15 protein-coding genes are annotated in these 19,207 nt (G+C 41.9%); 10 read left to right on the forward strand and 5 right to left on the reverse strand.

Annotation, left to right across the window (positions count from 1 at the left end):
- Positions 1–11 precede the first annotated feature (11 nt).
- The 4 genes from MKX60_RS16400 to MKX60_RS16415 all read left to right on the forward strand — a co-directional run bounded on the left by MKX60_RS16400 (position 12) and on the right by MKX60_RS16415 (position 4,628).
- Positions 12–899, forward strand: coding sequence for a carbohydrate ABC transporter permease (locus MKX60_RS16400; RefSeq protein WP_042187049.1), 888 nt, complete (start codon positions 12–14; stop codon positions 897–899).
- Positions 900–1,019: 120 nt separating this feature from the next.
- Positions 1,020–2,657, forward strand: a complete 1,638-nt coding sequence (locus MKX60_RS16405) for a sugar ABC transporter substrate-binding protein (RefSeq protein WP_341060418.1) — start codon at positions 1,020–1,022, stop codon at positions 2,655–2,657.
- An 84-nt stretch (positions 2,658–2,741) separates the two neighbouring features.
- Entirely contained in the window at positions 2,742–4,085 is a 1,344-nt protein-coding gene (locus tag MKX60_RS16410) for a glycoside hydrolase family 30 protein (RefSeq protein ID WP_341060420.1), read from the forward strand.
- A gap of 114 nt (positions 4,086–4,199) precedes the next feature.
- Positions 4,200–4,628 carry a hypothetical protein gene (locus MKX60_RS16415; protein WP_341060422.1) on the forward strand — a complete coding sequence of 143 codons (429 nt, stop codon included), beginning with the start codon at positions 4,200–4,202 and terminating at the stop codon, positions 4,626–4,628.
- A gap of 158 nt (positions 4,629–4,786) precedes the next feature.
- On the opposite strand, the gene thiD is transcribed toward MKX60_RS16415, so the two are convergent.
- Positions 4,787–5,599 carry a bifunctional hydroxymethylpyrimidine kinase/phosphomethylpyrimidine kinase gene (gene thiD, locus MKX60_RS16420; protein ID WP_042187061.1) on the reverse strand — a complete coding sequence of 271 codons (813 nt, stop codon included), beginning with the start codon at positions 5,597–5,599 and terminating at the stop codon, positions 4,787–4,789.
- Between the two features lie 168 nt (positions 5,600–5,767).
- Here thiD and MKX60_RS16425 point away from each other — a divergent pair, with 168 nt between their 5' ends.
- Entirely contained in the window at positions 5,768–6,862 is a 1,095-nt protein-coding gene (locus MKX60_RS16425; protein WP_076298464.1) for a glycosyltransferase family 2 protein, read from the forward strand.
- Between the two features lie 64 nt (positions 6,863–6,926).
- On the opposite strand, the gene MKX60_RS16430 is transcribed toward MKX60_RS16425, so the two are convergent.
- On the reverse strand, positions 6,927–8,537 hold the full coding sequence (locus MKX60_RS16430) for a response regulator transcription factor (protein ID WP_076298463.1): 1,611 nt from the start codon (positions 8,535–8,537) through the stop codon (positions 6,927–6,929).
- An 18-nt stretch (positions 8,538–8,555) separates the two neighbouring features.
- Positions 8,556–10,274 (reverse strand): sensor histidine kinase, encoded by a 1,719-nt coding sequence (locus tag MKX60_RS16435; protein ID WP_076298462.1) that lies wholly within the window; start codon positions 10,272–10,274, stop codon positions 8,556–8,558.
- A gap of 257 nt (positions 10,275–10,531) precedes the next feature.
- On the opposite strand from MKX60_RS16435, the gene MKX60_RS16440 reads away from it, so the two are divergent.
- The 4 genes from MKX60_RS16440 to MKX60_RS16455 all read left to right on the forward strand — a co-directional run bounded on the left by MKX60_RS16440 (position 10,532) and on the right by MKX60_RS16455 (position 15,732).
- Complete coding sequence (locus MKX60_RS16440; protein ID WP_076283055.1) at positions 10,532–12,136, forward strand: extracellular solute-binding protein; 1,605 nt, start codon at positions 10,532–10,534, stop codon at positions 12,134–12,136.
- A gap of 81 nt (positions 12,137–12,217) precedes the next feature.
- A complete protein-coding gene (locus tag MKX60_RS16445) occupies positions 12,218–13,141 on the forward strand; it encodes an ABC transporter permease (protein WP_042187071.1) in 924 nt (307 codons plus the stop codon).
- 17 nt (positions 13,142–13,158) lie between these two features.
- Positions 13,159–14,082, forward strand: coding sequence for a carbohydrate ABC transporter permease (locus MKX60_RS16450; RefSeq protein ID WP_042187073.1), 924 nt, complete (start codon positions 13,159–13,161; stop codon positions 14,080–14,082).
- A gap of 45 nt (positions 14,083–14,127) precedes the next feature.
- The gene (locus MKX60_RS16455; protein WP_341060423.1) at positions 14,128–15,732 is read left to right on the forward strand and encodes an extracellular solute-binding protein; all 1,605 of its coding nucleotides are present in this window, start codon (positions 14,128–14,130) and stop codon (positions 15,730–15,732) included.
- Positions 15,733–15,840: 108 nt separating this feature from the next.
- On the opposite strand, the gene MKX60_RS16460 is transcribed toward MKX60_RS16455, so the two are convergent.
- Positions 15,841–17,184, reverse strand: coding sequence for a glycoside hydrolase family 30 protein (locus tag MKX60_RS16460; RefSeq protein ID WP_042187078.1), 1,344 nt, complete (start codon positions 17,182–17,184; stop codon positions 15,841–15,843).
- A gap of 135 nt (positions 17,185–17,319) precedes the next feature.
- Between MKX60_RS16460 and MKX60_RS16465 the strand changes: the two genes are divergently transcribed.
- Entirely contained in the window at positions 17,320–18,114 is a 795-nt protein-coding gene (locus tag MKX60_RS16465) for an AraC family transcriptional regulator (protein WP_341060425.1), read from the forward strand.
- A gap of 12 nt (positions 18,115–18,126) precedes the next feature.
- Here MKX60_RS16465 and MKX60_RS16470 read toward each other — a convergent pair whose 3' ends face one another.
- Complete coding sequence (locus tag MKX60_RS16470) at positions 18,127–19,173, reverse strand: glycosyltransferase family 4 protein (protein WP_341060427.1); 1,047 nt, start codon at positions 19,171–19,173, stop codon at positions 18,127–18,129.
- Positions 19,174–19,207: the final 34 nt, after the last annotated feature.

Raw genomic sequence — 19,207 nt, forward strand, 5'->3', positions numbered from 1 at the left:
GAGGCATTTTTGTGAATCGTACGGTAGCTAAAGAAGATCTCGACAGTCGAATCTTTAACACTATAAATATTATTTTACTCTGTATCTGTACTGTAATTATCGTTGTTCCTTTATGGAATGTGGTCATATCCTCCTTAAGCTCAGGTAAGGCGCTCGCGGAAGGTGGATTTATATTCTGGTCTACTGATTTCTCCTTAGAGAATTACCGCGCAGTATTTAATGACGAGACGATAGGATTAGCCTTTCTAGTCTCCATTGCCAAAACGTTCATCGGTGTCATTACCCACGTATTCTTTTGCGCGATGATCGGTTATGGCTTGAGTAAAAAATACATACGTGGCCGCAAGCTATACGTTGCCATGGGTGTAATCACCATGTTCTTCTCAGGTGGTATGATTCCAACGTATTTATTGATTAAATCACTCGGTCTATTGAACAGCTTTTGGGTTTATATTATCCCGGCCTTGTTCAGTTATTATGACGTAGTTATTCTAATGAACTTCTTTAGAAACGTACCGGATTCACTTGAAGAGTCAGCCAAAATCGATGGTGCAGGTGACTGGCGTATATTCCTGAAGATTTTTATCCCTCTTTCCATGCCGGCTATGGCTACGATCGCGTTATTTAACGGGGTTGGGCAGTGGAATGACTTTATGACTACCAAATTATACATTACCGATCAAGCACTCTATCCGCTGCAGATGAAGCTCTATGAAATTATCGTTCAGTCGCAAACGCAATCCATGCAAAATGTCGGAGGATCTGCGATTATCGAAACTACTACTAAAGGGGTTCAACTAGCAACAATTGTCATTACAACTTTGCCGATTGTTGTGATGTATCCAATATTACAGAGGTACTTTATTTCAGGAATGATGATGGGGGCGGTGAAAGAATAGAAAGATTGGAGGGATTTTATAGCAAACACTTATGTACGAAATGATCCATCGGAAGTGTAGCTTGTACTATCAGTTCTACACTTCCGTTACTACCAAAACTTTTTTAGGGGGAAACAAGGGATGAACAAAGCATTTGGGAAAAAAGGACTCAAACTTTGTACTGCGCTTATGGTTGTTGTATTGGTATTTACGGGTTGTGGATCGAAGGGTAGTTCTGATAACTCCAGCAAAGAATTAAGCTCCATTGAAGGGCGATATACAATTGACCCAGAAACACCAGCTTGGAAGCTTGATAAAAAAGAAGAAACTACGGATCTCACTTGGTATGTAAATGCGGATTGGTGGAACACAGACTTTGGTAAGGACCTCGTTACTAAAAAGATTAAAGAGGACCTGAACATCAATATTAAATTCATTACTGGGGACGACACGAAGTTAAATACTATTTTTGCCGGTGGCGAAATGCCGGATATGTTGACTATCTTTGATTCGAACTCACCAGTGGTACAAAAAGCCGCAACTTGGGCATTGCCTTTGAATGATCTGGCGGATAAATATGATCCTTATTTCAATAAAGTAGCAGCAAAAGATACGATGAACTGGTTCCAATTAGCAGACGGTAAGACTTATGGCTATCCTAACTATTCTAATACGCAAAACGATTTTGACAGCGGTAACATTCCTGCTAAAACGGCATTTGTAATCCGCAAGGATGTTTACGAAGCGATTGGAAAACCAACCATTGGAACTCCTGAAGAATTCAAGAGTGTTATGCAGCAAATCAAAAAGCAATTCCCGGCAATGATTCCTTTTGGTTTTAACTCTATTGGCACAGGCACTGGTTCTTTGGGAGATGTTCTTCAGGATTTCATCGGCGTACCGATGGAAACCGAAAATGGTGAATTCTACAACCGTAACCTAGATGAGGATTATCTGACTTGGTTGAAAACATTAAATGAAGTCTACAGAAATGGTGACATCAGCGATGACAGCTTTGCAGATGACGGGACGGCTTTTGAAGAAAAATTGAAATCCGGTAAATATGCAACGCTGATGCTCGATGGAACACCTCAACAAAGTGGTAACCTGCAAATCTTCATGACAGAAAATCCAGACAAAGAATATATCGCTATTGATGGACCGCAAAGCACAGTTGGACATGAGCCAACGTTGAATCAGTCAGGAATTACAGGCTGGATGATTACCTATGTCACTAAAAAGGCTAAAGACCCTGCCAAAGCGATTCAGATCTACACTTATCTATTGAGTGAAGAAGGACAAAAGCTTATGAACTATGGTATTGAAGGGGAAACCTATAAGGTTAACGAAGCGGGTAAAATTGAATTTTTACCTGAAATCAAAGATCTTCAATTGAATAATGCCGATAAATTTAAAAAGGATTACCGGATGGGCGAATTTATGTTCTTTGGACATGACCGCGATAAAGCTCTAAGTAATGACGCATTCGCAGATTCTATTAAACAAATGCAAGAGTGGGGTAAAGGAAAGCTGAAACCACACTTTATTCTTGAAAATATCAACCCGGCTCAAGGAACGCCTGAAGCTCGTAGTCTATCTGCAATCGATACAAATTGGAACACTACGCTTGTGAGTATGATTCGTGCTAAGGATGAAGCAACATTTGATAGCACCTTGGCTGCTTACAAATCATTCTTGAAGGATAACAACTGGGATAAGATTGCAGAAATTCGCACTGAAAAAATGAAGAACAACAAAGAAAAATTAGGTCTTAAATAAGTAAAAGGCTGGATGGGGCCCCTTTACCGGGGCCTTATCATACAGAAACATAGCAAAATATATAGAAAAGTGGAGGGAAACAACATGACAAAACTTAAAATTTATCAATCTACTGGGGAAAATGAATTGTTCGTAGAGCAAACGCTAGAACAATTGACTCCAATGGCTTCAGATGAGCCGGTCACTACTGTAAACCTCGATGAGAATCAAACCTTTCAGGAAATGGATGGCTTTGGGGCATCCTTTACGGATTCATCCGCCTACTTGATTAACCAAGTCCTGAATAATGAACAGAAAAAAGAAGTCATGAGCAAGCTTTTTGATTCCCAAGATGGAATTGGCTTGTCCGTATTAAGAAATCCAATGGGAGCATCGGATTATGCTAGAGATATTTATAGCTATAACGATATGCCTGCTCAGGAAACCGATACAGAATTAACTCATTTCTCCATCGCACATGATGAAGCTGATATTATCCCTTTGTTACAACAAGCACTGGAACTTAACCCTGAGATCAAGCTGATGGCTTCACCTTGGAGTGCACCAGGCTGGATGAAGACTAGCGGATCGATGATCGCCGGTGAACTTAAACAAGAATATTACCAGGCTTATGCCGATTATTTTGTACGATACATTCAAGCATTTGAAAAGCATGGTCTGCCAACTTATGCGGTAACCCCGCAGAACGAGCCTCTTTTTGAACCAAAGCACTATCCTAGTATGTTAATGCTGCCTGAGGCGCAAAGAGATTTCATTAAAAATTATTTGAAGCCTAGCTTCGTGAAAAACAACATCCATACAAAAATTCTCTGCTATGATCACAACTGGGATCGTCCGGATTATCCACTCACGGTGCTCGATTATGCGAAAGATGAAGTGGACGGTGTTGCCTGGCACTGGTATGGCGGGAATGCGTCAGCACAATCAGAGGTGCTGAAAGCTTTCGCGGATAAAGAAGTGCATTTCACAGAAGGTTCTGGTGGCGAATGGATTCCTCCGTTTGAACAAGCCTTCTCGAATGTCATGAGAACAGGGATTGATATTCTCAGAAATCATAGTAAATCCTTTGTCTTGTGGAATATGGCCTTAGATGAGAAGAACGGTCCAACTGTACCGGGCTTTGGTAAAAGTACTTGTCGCGGTATTGTGACGGTCAACCAAGAGACTAAGGGACTTACGTATACACTGGACTACTATGCACTTGCACACTTCAGCAAATTCATTCGTCCTAAGGCTGTACGTATTGACGCATCCACTAATCAAGAAGTGATTCGTTCCGTAGCTTTTAAGAATACAGATCACTCTATTGCGGTTGTTCTGTTCAACGATAGTGAAAAGGCTGAAAATGTAGCTGTGAAATTGCAGGGTAAGGATGATTTAGCGTTCCGTTTAGGCTCTAAAAGTGCTTTATCTATTTTGATTAAATAATATGTGTATGAAGTGCTCGAATTTAGATTCGAGTACTTTTTTTTGCCAAAAAACGCATAAAAAATCAGTGTTCGTAAATCTTAAACGCATACCTATAGCGAGGAGATATGAGCATTGAATAGAAGGTTTGTGCTGACGCTGCTAGTTCTGTGTTTGATGATTACTGGTGGCTCTAGTATTTATGCGGTTAAAAGTATGCTACCTGTAAAGAGTGAAACAACCAAATGGGCAGTGGAGCTCCATAAAAGTAAACTGCCTTCGCCACAGCCGGAAAAATATAAGAGCTACGAGTTATTAGTCACAAATTTGAGTGAAGATACGATAGATGTAACCTTTGAGTTGTATCGACCAGTACAAGACGCTAATCAGGAACAAATCATCTTAGCTGATCCAATTAGCTATGATATGAGACCCAATGAGACGGTTAGCTTTAGTCAATTTTTTATAAAGAGTGGGGCAAAAGAACTGGAAGTTGTTCTCTCGTGGAATGATCAGAATAGACGTAAGCATAAGCAAATTATTAGATTTACTGATTTTGAATAATGGATCATAGAAACGCTAAATATTAAAGGGGATAATCCAATGGAGTATGCTGATTTTCCAGGGTTTAAGTAATTATACTCGCACAAAAAATGGCAGTTCAGTGCTGAAATACAGCATCTGGACTGCCATTTTTGTTTCAGGATCTGTAGCTTAGAGGTCTAACGTTCTAAACGATAGCCACCATGAAATACAGGACCCACATATTCATTGAATGCAAAGCCATTGCGAATGGCTGCGGAGACAAAATCTTTAGCTTTTGCTACAGCTTCATGAACGGACAGACCGTTAGCTAAACCGCCTGTAATGGCAGCGGCGAAGGTACATCCAGCCCCATGATTGTGAGCAGGCTCGATTTTGGCTGTTTGAAATACGGTGTACTCAGCACCGTCGAAGAAGACATCAATCGCTTGATCGCCCCCGAGTGCTTTGCCGCCTTTAACCACGACATTACTTGCTCCGAGCTTATGAATCAGACGAGCAGCTTCTTTCATATCCTCTAGGGTAGAAAGTTTGCCAAGACCTGAAAGAACGCCAGCTTCAAACAGATTTGGTGTAACTACAGTGGCAAGTGGCAGCAGTAAATCACGAATAGCCTCCGCGCTGTCTGGGTTCAAGACTTCATCTTCACCCTTGCAGACCATGACCGGATCAATCACTACATTGGTCTGTAGATTTTCTTTGATCGCTTGCTCAGCAACACGCACAATTTCAACACTTCCCAGCATACCCGTCTTCATGGCATTTACTGGACCACCTGCGAAAATAGTTTTTAGCTGCTCAGCAACAATGGAGGCGTCAATTGGATACACATTATGGTGCCAGCCGTTGTCCGGGTCCATTGTAACGATAGTTGTCAAGGCACTAAAGCCGTAGGTACCATACTCTTCAAATGTTTTTAGATCCGCTTGGATGCCTGCGCCACCACTGGAGTCGCTGCCTGCAATAGTTAGAGTTTTAATAATTTGAGTCATGGTAACGTCCCCTTTATATATGTCTGAATTTATAAACAACGCAATGCATTGATTATAACAAAAAATAGTACCTAAGTCTTTCTAAAAAGCAAGTGTAGGATTCCATTTCACTAACTCAGCATATCAATATAGAAAGAAATTTTAAACAAAACGCTTAGGAGGGCGAGTATGGTCACGATTAGTTTATGTATGATTGTACGAAATGAAGAAAAAAGCCTGCATAAATGTTTGTCTAGCGTTGCAAGTCTTGTAGATGAAGTGGTTATCGTGGATACAGGCTCGACGGATAAGACGAAAGAGATCGCAATGTCCTACGGAGCTGTGATTTACGATTTTGAATGGATCGATAACTTTAGTGCCGCACGTAATTTTGCCTTCAGTAAAGCTACTCAGGAGTATATTTTGTGGCTGGATGCGGATGACTATATAAAGGAAGCGGATCAGATTCTGTTTAAAAAGCTAAAGGAGATTCTGCCAGGACATTTTCACAGCGTGAACATGCAGTATAATTTGGCTTTTGACGAGGCGGGGAATGTCACAGCTAGCTTGCGTCGGAATCGGCTAGTTCGCCGGAGCTGCAATTTTCAATGGATTGGCCCAGTACATGAGTATCTAGAGGTAAGTGGCCCTTCCTTTAGTAGTGATGTCTGTATTACCCATGAGAAGGATAAGGAATATACAGACCGTAATTTGCGGATTTACCAAAAAAGAGTGGCCGAGGGTGAAACATTCTCTCCAAGGGATCAGTATTATTATGCGAATGAATTAAGGGATCATGCTATAAATGAAGAGGCTTGCAAATACTACGAGCTGTTTTTGGCGGGTGGACAGGGCTGGATAGAAGATAATTTTCAAGCTTGCTTAAGGCTTGCCGAATGCCGGGAACGGCTGGGGGATAAAGACGGTGCATATGAAGCATTATGCAGAACGTTACAGTACGATAAACCACGTTCAGAGTTCTGCTGCCGACTTGGGGCCCTTCTATTGGAAAAGGGTCAATTGCACCCAGCAACATACTGGTATGAGCTTGCGATACAGCTGCCACGGGATAACGATTCGATGGGGATGAAAAATGGGATTTTTTATACCTGGCTGCCGCATCTCCAATTGGCACTCTGTTATGATCGCCTTGGCCAACACGAGTTAGCGAATCATCATAATGAAACGGCGCTGAACTTTTATCCGTCCCATCCTAGCATGTTATATAACCGCACTTATTTTAAAAATTTGCTTGGCGACAAATATGTAGCGATTCAAGCTTAACAAAAATGCCCCCAGTCGTCATGATAATGACTCTGGGGGTTTTCGTCGTTAAGACACCCTCTTTTTAATATGCTGGATTGTATTGTTGTTCTTTTTTGTAATCGTTGGGAGGGAGTCCGACCTCTTGTTTGAATAGCTTAGAGAAATAGGAGTAGTTGTTATAGCCAACCTTGTTTGCGACAGTATAAACAGACATATTTGTGGTTTCCAATAGATGCTTTGCAGCCGCGATTCTAACTTGGATGACGTAGCTGCCTAATGAAACACCAGTTTCTCGTTTGAATATTCTTGCCAGATAATCAGGATTGAGGTAGACAATTTCGGCCAAATCATTTCGCGATAGATCATCACCGTAATGCGAATGAATGTATTGTTTGATTTCCTCCGCGACGGATTTGGTCTGTGCGGCAAACTCACGGTATTTCATCGCTGTAGTCACTAGATACTTAAGATATTCTTCCATATCCTCGATCGAGTTCAGAGAGTGCAAGGATAATTTATCGTTAGTTTTGCCGGAGTATAGTTTATGTGACCGTATCCCTTTGAGGTTGAGAAATGAATAGACTAGCTGAACAATATCTAAGCGGAACAAGCTAAGGACAGCGGTCTCCAGAGTTCTATTGTTAAGCATAACCCTTAGAGATTTCGTAACTTCCTCAAGAAAAGTAGTGAACTGATTCTGGTTCAGCAGCTCTTCCAAATAGACAAGATCCGGTGGCGTATAGCCAGTTTTATTTTGATAGAGATAGGCTTCCACTAAAAAAGTCTGATTTCTGCATCTCGTAATTTCCTCATCCATGCGAAGCGATAGTTTCAGAACATTCCCCACATGATTCAGTTTATCGTATAAACCAATATTGCAGCAGACGTCGCATTTTAAATAAGGAATCGCCTTTTGAATAAAGGAAGAGCATAATTCTTCAAGCAAGGGCGTGTCTGGTGTCTGGTTCCATTTTAATATGGCGATCCAATTATAATCTTTATATTCCAGAATGCTCTCGATGGTAAAGCAAGGACTCTGTAACAATTCATATAATACGTTCAGCAGAGCAAAATCAAAAAGATCCTTCTCTTCTTTTCCCATACTGCCGTTGTAAGGAAATAGGTTGAAGATTAAAGGCTGCAGAGTGTCACTCATTTGATAGGAGAGGTTCTGTTCCTCAATGGCAAGGGTGATGTCCGCTAATTTAATCGGAAATGATGTGCTTCCACTAACCAACTTCCGCCAAAAATGCTCGAGAATCTTCGCCTGGTTTTTTTGCCAAAAGTAACCGCCTTGAATGGCTTTTTCATTTCTTTGCTGCTCTTTTGCCTGTGTGATAGCCTTGTGGATAATCAGCATCAGCTTATCAAATTCGATGGGCTTCAGAAAATATTCAAAGCTTTGCAATTCAATCGCTTTCTGGGCATAGTTGAAATCCGCATAATTAGTAAGAAGTATAGTCTGAATACTATAATTCCCTTCGCGAATCCATGCCAGTAATTCCAATCCGCTACCCTGAGGCATTTCAATATCCGATATCAGAATTTGAATAGAATGCTTTTCTATTATTTCACGTGCCTGAGCGACATTATTTGCTGTATAGACAGTATCAATGTGTAACGATTCCCAATCTATTCTCTTTTGCAATGCAGCAATAACATAAAAGTCATCATCAACAAGCAGTACATTCATAGTTAGCTCTCCATTCATTTAGATTTTTTTAGGAAGCTCCGGAAGAGATAAGATTACACTAGCGCCGCCGCTCTCCAAATTGGAAAAGGTGATAGTTGCTCTTTTTAAATAGAGATATTCCAGCCGTTTAAGCGTATTCATAATGCCGATCTGCATACCGTTGCTTTGATCCAAGGGCTCACCAAGATTAAGCTTCTCTAACACTTGCGGTGGAAAACCGGGACCGGTGTCGGTGAGCTGGATAACGAGCATGTCTTCCTCTTCAATCCGTAATCGCTGGACTGTAAGCCTGATCTCTACTTCATGTTCTCGTGAAATCGCATATTTAATAGAATTTTCAATGAAGGTTTGCAGCACTAATGGCGGAATTTCCACACAGCTTGCCTGATCCTCTTGCTCAATATTGTAAATAAATGCATCCTGATATCGTTGCTTTTGAATCTCTAGATAGGTTCGGACATGCTCGATTTCATCCTCCAGCCGGACAAAATTCTCACCATTTTGAAAAATATAACGGAAATATTTCGACGTAGATAACGTCATATTCTCAATTTCTTTATACATTTCAATTTGGGCCATGCTATAGATGCTAGTCAGGCAATTTAAGAAAAAGTGGGGCTTGATCTGTAGCTTCATATAATCCAGTTGTATCCGCTGCTTCTCCAGTTCCTGCTCGTACATAGCGATTTTGAAGGTTTTGATTTGATCAACTAAATCTTTAAACTGTGTGTTTGCTTGTTCCAGCTCTATAATCTCACTGCTTTTGAAATCTGCGGGTTGCCCAGCCTCATTAATGAAAGCAAGGTTCTCAGAGAAGCTTTGAATCGGGCCTAGTACTCTTTTCTTGAAAAACAGCAGAACGATGCATAAAGTGGAAGTTACAATGAAGAAGAGTAACATTATAAGCAGCTGAGCAATGATGATTTTTTCGAATATGCCATATTTAATGACCATTTTAGTGCTGAAGGTGGTGTCCGAGAAGGCGCTGTTGATTGTTGTACGCGATTGCAAAAGATTAGAAAAGCCTCCCTCTTTCGTTATCAGCTTTCCGCTGTTTGATATGGGACTCGATAAAGGCTGTTCATTCTCATCTACGAGAGAAACATAACCATTGGCACCCAGATTAATTTGGCGTAGAGGACGGATCAGATTATCGGCGGAGATCAGTCCAATTAAATAACGATTGTAATAGGGAACGATATTAATCACGTAGTAGTGGTTGTTAACAAGGATAGGCGTCCATTTGGAATAAAACTTCTCATACATCTCCTTATCATCAATATAAGAAATAATCTTCGTTTTGAGTTGCCTGTAATCCGTATAGGTCACACTGATCGGTGCACAATTTAAAAAGTAGTTCTCATTTTTCAAATAGTAGAAAAAGTTGTACTCATGTCCGTAGTTTTTTTGCAGCTCGGTAAAGCGTTTATGCAGATTATCATTTGCCTTCAAGAACTCGATACTGTTGACCCCGTAAGTATTCATCGCAAGTAAGCTCTCATCGTTCCCAAGCGTCCAGCCCATATAGTGATTAATGTAAGCAAAATCATGATTGATACGATTAATGTAGAGTGCCGCAGTATCCTGTAAATTTCGAGTGGACTGCTGCTTAACGATAGAAATGGAAGTAATGCTGATCGCTAAATCCAGAATGAGGACTGTGAACGAGACTGCCATCATGACTTTTATATAATGACGAATGGGGTAGGTTTTGTGCTTCGCTGTTTTTTTGTTCATAAAATCATTATAAGACCTCTGCAGGAAAAATACAGGAGAACTCGCTAGCGATTTACCGCAAAGTCCGGAAAGCACATACAGAAGTCGGGATACTGTTATTAAGTCCCTTCAAGCGAAGGCTTTTGATTTTGTGTTTTTTGTAAGCGGATTCAAAGGTCTGGATAACCGTCTTAAAGGGTCCGGAATACGAAAAAATAAGACGTTATGATTAAGCTATTCAGATAATCTTTGATTAATTGAAATGGGGGATTAAGAGGATGAGTCAACACAGTAAGAAAAAGACGGCAAAGAAATGGACTGTGGGTCTGCTGGCTGCGGCTATGGTATTTGGTATTGCTGGCTGCGGCGGAAAAGACGGGAATAATGCTGCGACTAGTGAGACGAGCAGTTACAACAAAGAAGGTCTGCCAATTGTTAATGAGCCTGTAACGCTTAAGGTGCTGACCGTACGTTGGGGAAGCATGGGAGACACGTTTACGCAGAACCAATGGCTGAAGGATCTGGAGAAAAATACAAATGTCAAAATCGAATGGCAAGTGATGTCCTCCAATGACTGGGCCGAACAGAAGTCCATTCTGCTGGCTAGCGGTACACTTCCAGATATTATCCTCGGAAATCAAACCTTCGGAGATTCCGATATCGTTAATAATCTAAGCTTTTTTCGGCCGTTAGATGATTATATTGAAAAAAATATGCCAAATCTTAAAGCGGCCATGGAAGAAACGCCTGAGTTGAAAAAAATCAGCACTTTTCCTGACGGGAAAATCTATTCACTGCCAACAAGACTTCCATCGCGTCCAAAAAGCTCTCGTCAGCCTGTGATTAACAAAACTTGGCTCGATAAATTGGGCCTGAAGGCTCCTGAAACGATTGATGAGTTATACAACGTACTTAAAGCTTTCAAAGAACAAGATCCAAACGGAAATGGCAAACAAGATGAGATTCCGTTTATTGAAATTGGGAATGACTTGATCAGTCCTTTCGGAATTGCCGACTTGAATAACAACAATATGATCATCAAGGACGGAAAAGCGATCTATTTCCCTGTTTCGGAGGAGTTCAAAGAAGGCCTTAAATGGGAAAATAAATTGTATGCGGAAGGATTGTTAGATAAAGAGGTATTCACTCAGGATGATACGATGAGATCGGCGAAGTTCCAAAATCCGGATGCTCCGATTGTGGGCTTTACTTACCAGTGGACCCCGGACGCTGTGTTTGGTAAATGGAGCGATCAATATGTGACGATTCCACCGATTGCCGGACCGGATGGTAAGCGTTATACAATCGGTAATCCAATTGGGATGAGTCTTAACCGTAATGAACTGCTGATTACTACTTCGAGTAAGTATCCAGAGGTTGCTGCGCGTTGGGCAGATCAGTTCTACACGAACGAAGCGAGCATTCAGAATTTTTGGGGTGCGATTGGAACTGTAATTAAGAAGAATGATGACAGCACCTATACATTGATGGATCCACCTGCTGGAACCAGCGCAGATGCCTGGTACTGGGATCAGTCTCTACGAGATTTCGGACCGAAATATGTGAGCCCGTCCTTTGAACAGAAAATCGTTCTTAATCCTGAAAGTGGAGATGGACTGAAATTGCAGCTGGATAAGCTGGGTAGTGAATATGTGACAGAGCCTTTCCCTAACGTTATGTACACCTCCGATGAGTTCGAGGAGCTACCAACCTTGACCACGGATATCGACGGTTATGTGAATACAATGCGCGCTCAATTTATTAGCAAAGGCGGAATTGACGAAGGCTGGGATGATTATGTCAAACAGCTTAATAAAATGGGGCTTGAAAAATTAGTTAAGATTCGCACAGATGCTTACAGTCGTTATATGAGTGTGAAATAACCTATTCGTCTTTCGAAAAAGGTGCTGCCCTACATAAATTTGTGGGGTAGCATTCTCTATTTTTAATAAGGAGGGGATGTTATGAAATCTGATCCAATTCATTTGAGTCGGAAACTCGGACAAATCAAACAAAACTGGGGTTTATATACGTTGCTTTTTCCTGCAGTAGTCCTTACGTTATTATTCGCATATAAACCCATGTATGGGGTGCTCATTGCCTTTAAGGATTATAGCCCGGCGTTAGGAATAGGCGGAAGTCCATGGGCCGGATTCAAATACTTCGAGAAGTTCTTTAATTCCTATCAATTTTCTGCCACGATCAAAAATACGCTAATCATCAGTGTGTACAGTCTGATTACGTTTCCGATTCCGATTATACTTGCGCTGATGGTTAACCAGATGAGACCAAACCGTTTTAGACGGTTTTTTCAGACGGTATCCTATATGCCACATTTTATCTCAACCGTAGTTATGGTGGGCTTAATGATGATTCTGTTCTCACCTAGCACCGGACTACTGGGCAATGTATATAGTCTTTTTGGAAAAGAAGCTCCTGATCTAATGGGCTCTGCTGGATTATTCAGCAGTGTGTACGTCTGGTCGGATGTGTGGCAGCATGTCGGCTGGGACAGCATTATCTTTATCGCTGCTCTCTCTGCTGTTGATCCTAGTTTGTATGAGGCTGCAACCGTAGACGGCGCAAGTCGGATGCATAAAATTCGTTACATCGATATTCCGATGCTGATGCCAACAGCGATAACATTGCTTATCCTGCGGGTCGGGGGACTGCTTGGGGTTGGATTTGAAAAGGTGTACTTAATGCAAAATGACTTGAACATCACTTCAAGTGAAATTCTGTCTACTTATGTCTACAAAATTGGTCTGCTCAGCAGTCAGTATAGCTTTTCGTCGGCGATCAACCTGTTCAACACGGTCATTAATTTTATTTTATTGATCATGGTCAATCAGATTTCTAAAAAATTAAGCGAAAATAGCTTGTGGTAGAAGGGAGGAGCATTGAAATGGGAGGTTTAGAGACAGCGACTAAAGGAAATGTAGGAAAAATAAAGAAGAATCGCTCCTCAGATACTATAATGGAAATTGTGATGTACGTTATATCGGCAATTTTTCTAATCATCCTGATCTATCCGCTGTATTTTATCGTCATTGCTTCGTTTAGTGATCCTTCCGCGGTTGCTGGAGGTCAAGTTTGGCTATTTCCTAAAGGGTTTACTTTTGATGGTTATAAAGAGCTGCTTCGTCATGAGAATATTTGGATCGGGTATTGGAATACCATCCTGTACACGGTGGTTGGGACTGCAATCGGTTTAGTAGTTAATATCTCAGCTGCCTATGCGTTGTCAAGAAAGGACCTTGTGGGGCGGAAATATATTTCGCTGTTTTTCATATTTACAATGTTCTTTAATGGGGGGTTGATTCCTACTTTTTTAACGGTTCGTGATTTCCATCTCTATGATACTTTCTTGGTTATGGTACTGCCTTTCGCAGTTGGAGTCTTTAATATCATAGTGGCACGAACTTTTTTCCAGACTAGTATTCCGGGCGATTTATGGGAAGCAGCGCAAATTGATGGTTGTGGCAATCTCCGTTATTTTGCACAGATAGTTCTACCGTTGTCGAAGGCTATTATTGCAGTGTTAGGTTTATGGATCGCTGTAGGTTATTGGAATTCATATTTTAATGCCTTGATTTATTTGAAAAATCCTAATATGTATCCTTTGCAGCTGATCCTGCGAAATATTCTGATTACCAATCAGATGCAGTCTGGTATGGGGACCGGAGAAGCCGCACAAATCGCGTTACGGCTCGCAAATATGATGAGGTATTCGGTTATTATCGTAGCAACTGTTCCAATTATGTGTGTATACCCATTTGTGCAAAAATACTTTAACCAAGGGGTAATGATAGGCGCAGTGAAGGAATAAGCTCTTCTACTTTTCAACTAACATTTGTGAGGGAGCAAGACCGTAATGAAAAAGCAACCCAAAAACAGTATCAATAGAACAATCACCGTCATTCTTCTAGTGACAACGTTGCTTGCTGGCCTTACAGCCTGTAAAGGGGATAAAGGGGTAAACTCTGTTGAATCTGATCCGGGTCAATTTCATAAAGAAGGTTTGCCAATCGTGGATAAGCCCATGACGCTGAAGGTTCTAACGGTTCGGTGGGGAAGCATGGGAGATAACTTTATCCAGAATCAATGGCTGAAGGATTTGGAAAAAAATACGAATGTCAAAATCGAATGGCAGGTGATGTCTGCTAATGATTGGAGTGAGCGGAAGTCCATTATGCTGGCAAGCGGTACACTTCCAGATATCATTTTAGGGAGTGAGACCTTCGGAGATTCGGATATCGTCAATAATTTAAGCTTATTCAGGCCGCTTGATGACTATATCGAAAGCTATATGCCTAACCTCAAAGCAGCCATGCAGGAAGAGCCTGAATTGAAAAAAATCAGTACTTTTCCTGATGGGAAAATCTACTCTTTGCCTGCAAGATTACCTTTACGTCCTAAAAGCTCACGCCAACCCGTGATTAACAAAACCTGGCTGGATAAATTGGGATTGAAGATTCCCGATACGATTGATGATCTATACAACGTGCTAAAAGCATTTAAAGAACGTGACCCTAATGGGAATGGAAGGCTGGATGAGATACCTGTTATCGAAGTAAGTAATGATCTCATCAGTCCCTTCGGAATCACGGATCTGAACAATAACTTTATGGTCGTCCAGGACGGAAATGCGGTATATTACCCTGTTTCAGAGGCGTACAAAGAAGGGCTCAAATGGGAGCATAAATTATTTGTCGAAGGTTTGCTTGATAAAGAGTTATTCACGCAAGATGAAACGATGAGATCAGCCAAGTTTCTTAATCCGGATGCTCCTATCGTAGGATTCTCGTATCAGTGGACGCCGGATGCCGTGTTTGGCAAATGGAGTGATCAATATATCACGATTCCTCCGATTGCAGGACCGGATGGTAAGCGCTACACCATAGGAAATCCGTATGGAATGAATCTGGAGCGTAACGAGCTGCTAATTTCCACTTCTTGCAAATATCCAGAGATTGCTGCCCGCTGGGCTGACCAGTTCTATACCAATGAAGCAAGCATTCAAAATTTCTGGGGAGCGATAGACACCGTTATTAAGAAAAATATCAACGGTTCTTATACATTGATGGACCCACCGATGGGTACCAGTGCTGATGCCTGGTATTGGGATCAATCACTCCGGGATTTCGGACCGAAATATGTCAGTCCAGTGTTTGAAAAATCCATCTTTCTAAACCCAAAAACCGGAGATGGACTGAAGCTGCAGCTCGATAAGCTGGGAAGTGATTATACAACGCCACCTTTCCCTGATGTAATGTACACCGCTGAAGAGTTTCAGCTGCTGCCGACTTTGACTACGGACATCGATAGTTATGTCAATACAATGCGTGCTCAGTTTATAATTACAGGTAAAATTGACGAGGGCTGGGCTGATTATGTGAAACAGCTGCGGGGAATGGGACTGGAGAAGCTGGTTAAAATTCGTACCGATGCTTACAGTCGTTATGTGAATGTAGAATAGAGCATTATGTGAAATACTGACGGCTAGGCTGTAACATCCTATTTCACTTATTTAAACAAAGGAGGTTCTCTCTATGCGAGTGGCATAAAGAGAACCTCCTTATTCTTTTTACTTTATTAGCAGGGTTTGAATGGCATGAGCCGGAATCATGTTCTCAGCCAAGTTGTTATGGAAGCGCAGGGTGAAAGGAAGCTCTTGTTCCGTGCGGTTCATAACGATAACAGCAATGGTGCCATCTGGGTTACGGAAAGCCGTTGTTTCAAGCTTATCAGTATATTTAGAGTGCCCAATTCGTTTAGCACCTGGGCGAATGTATTTACTGAAATGCCCGATGTAATAGAAGGAGCTCTCAAATATTATTTCATCGTTTTTCGTATCTCCAATGATTGGAGCATCGCAGTAGTTACCTACATGGTTAGGGCCCCCTTGCTCGTCCAAGACAATATTCCAGTCCGTCCAGCTTGACATCCAGTTATTCAGGTTACCAATGATATCATGGCCGTAACGTTCGCCTGTATTCCATGAGCCGAGATGAACGCCACCTTCTTGGCAACCTTCGCTGAAGAACAGCTTCTTGTCTGGGAAGCGATCATGAACGGCCGATAGGGCTTCGAAGTGATCTCCGGAGTACCAGTGGAAGCAAATTCCCCAAATGTATTTGGAAGCTTCTTGATCTTCAAAAGCAACCTTGGCACGGTCGTACACGCGCTCCTTGTTATGATCCCAGATCATAACCTTTACATGAGCCAAACCGGCTTGTTCCAAGGCTGGTCCCAAGTAATCACGAACAAAATCTTTTTCTTCTTCGGCAGTATAAAGGCAAGAATCCCAGATTTGAACAGCCTTTGCTTCATTCTGAACACTAACAGCCCAAATATCGATGCCTTCAGCTGCGTAAGCCTGAATATATTTTACGAACATGTTGGCCCAAGCCTCACGGTATTCAGGCTTAAGAGCTCCACCACCGTTCATTTGACCGTTCGTTTTCATAAAAGCAGGCGGACTCCAAGGAGAGGAGAACAAACGGAAATCTTCACCAACAGCTGTTGCAGCATTTTTGATTAGGGGGATAATTGACTCTTGATCTCTGGAAATATCGAACGAACGGAGCTCTGCATCGCCTTCTTCTACATAAGCATAGTTGCCCAGTGAGAAGTCACAGCTCTGGATATGCGAGCGGCAAAGGGTATACCCAATTCCGTGCTCAGGATCAAAATAAGCGTCGATGATTTCTTTTTGTTTAGCTTCACTTAGTTTAGCGATGGTAACAGCAGAAGCCTCAGTAAGTGCACCACCGAAACCTTCCATTTCCTGATACTCCAGATCATCATAAATATTGATGAGCTCTGATTCGACGCCTGATGTGTCAGGGAGGAAGATCAGAGGGTCTTTTTCTGTCAGACGGTCGGTAGTTTCTTTTGCTGTTTGAATGACGCGAACAATTTTACTCATAGTGGTTGGTAACCTCCTGTACATATAAATTCTGTCTTTATTATAGAAGGAGATTAACTGCTCTTTGAAGAAACAATATGGCTAAGAACCTCAACGATCTGGTCATCGACTACTTAGTGAAGAGGAGTGAATGCAATGGAAACTAATTGTGTCCAAATAAGCCTATGCGGCTTTATTTGCCATACTCAGCCTTTTCGGCAATTATATCGCAGTGGGCTGGATACCTATATCATCAGGCTGCAAGCAGAAGGGGAGTGTGAAGTACTGATCGATGGGGACATGGTAACCGTGGTGCCTGGTGATCTGTTATTATTTAAGCCTCAAGATATATATGATCTGAGAATCGGGGAAAAGAAGAGTCCGCTGGGACATAGTGTGGACTATTTTGTAATGTGTACAGGGGAATGGGTGGATCAATGGTGGAACCTGCGCGAAAGACCGAAGAAGGTTAGAATTGCGGATGATGGCAAGCTGCAAAGTATATGGCAACAGCTTGATCTGGAGAATAGAAGACTAGATGGGGGTAGCCCTGAAATACTTGAGGCGCTGTTTAAAGTGCTATGTCTGCTGTTAGATCGGGCAATGGAAGAAGCACCTGCATCATCATCAGCCTCACTGCTACACGGGCTTAAGATGAAGAGTTATGTAGAGGAGCATGCTACATCAGAAATCAGGCTAAAGGATGTAGCTGCCCATGCCGGAATTAGTGTAACGAGAGCCGTGCATGTATTCAAAATTCAATTCGGCTACTCTATTATGCAATATGCTGGGCAAATTCGGCTTGCAATGGCACTTCGATTAATGGACAACACCAATTATACCTTAGAGCGAATAGCAGAGGAGACGGGGTTTGGAAGCTACACTTATTTCCATAGGGTATTTCGGGAACGTTATGGCGTCTCGCCAGGCAACTATCGTAAGAGAGAGTAGCCTTCACTATTTTTAAGATCGTCTAGTTTTTAACAAGAAGTCCCTAACCGCTTGCTCAAATAACCTGACACTATTTGCCCATGTCCATTTGAGGGAAGATCTTTCACCTTGTACGGCTAATTTAGTTCTTAAGTTTGGGTCTCGAATTAGGCGGATGACATCTTCACCAAGCCGATTCTCGTACCGATAGGAGAGCAGGCAGTTCTTCTCGTGATTTGCGTATTCCATATTTCCGCCTGAATAAACACAGACGAGTGCTGCGCCACACCGCATGGCTTCAAGCCCCGGCAAAGAACCCGTATCAAAAATACTAGAACTAACAAAGATATCTGCACCGTTGTAATGGTAACAGAGCTCCTCATCATTAGCAGGTGTGAAGAATCGATATTTGCCAGTAGCTTTCATTCTTTGGAGAACTTCTGAAGTATTGAACTCGTCGGGCGGACTGATAAAGTTAATATTTACATTGGGACATTGATTTTTCACATGATCCAGCTGCTCTATAAGATAGTCTTGCTCACGGTGCCATGAGAATCCACGTTCTGCTTTTCTTAATATAGCTGTTATGTTTAAAGGCTCCTGAAGACTGTAACGGATATTCATATTCTTGAAGGAGGAGCTAATGCCAATGGGCACGATTTTTCCTGTGATCCCATGATTTAAACGAATCAGCTCCTGCTGCCAATGCGATAAAACAATTAGATGCTCTGTGACATGATAAGAAGGGAACGACAGTGAACTATCTGGTAAAAAGGGGGGTTCATAACATAATGACAATCTTACATGAATTCCTTTTCCTTGATTGCTAGCTGCTTGAGAGGTAGGGACTGTCGTATGAAAATTAGAAACAATAACATCGCCTGAGGGATAGTCCTGTTCTTGAAGCTCCATATGTGTGGAACGGATTAAGATGGAGCGGACATCATAGGAAACAACCCCATCCACAGGCATGAGGATAGTAACCTGATGCCCCATAGCTGTTAGCCCATTGGTGAGTTCTACCAGCATGCGTTGAGCTCCACCATGAGATAAGGTCAGAATAGGGAATGTGAATCTCATCGGTAATCCCGTCCCTTCCAAGTTAGGGCTTAAT

It is taken from the genome of Paenibacillus sp. FSL R5-0914, from assembly GCF_038004525.1.
Taxonomy (GTDB): Bacteria; Bacillota; Bacilli; order Paenibacillales; family Paenibacillaceae; genus Paenibacillus_AQ.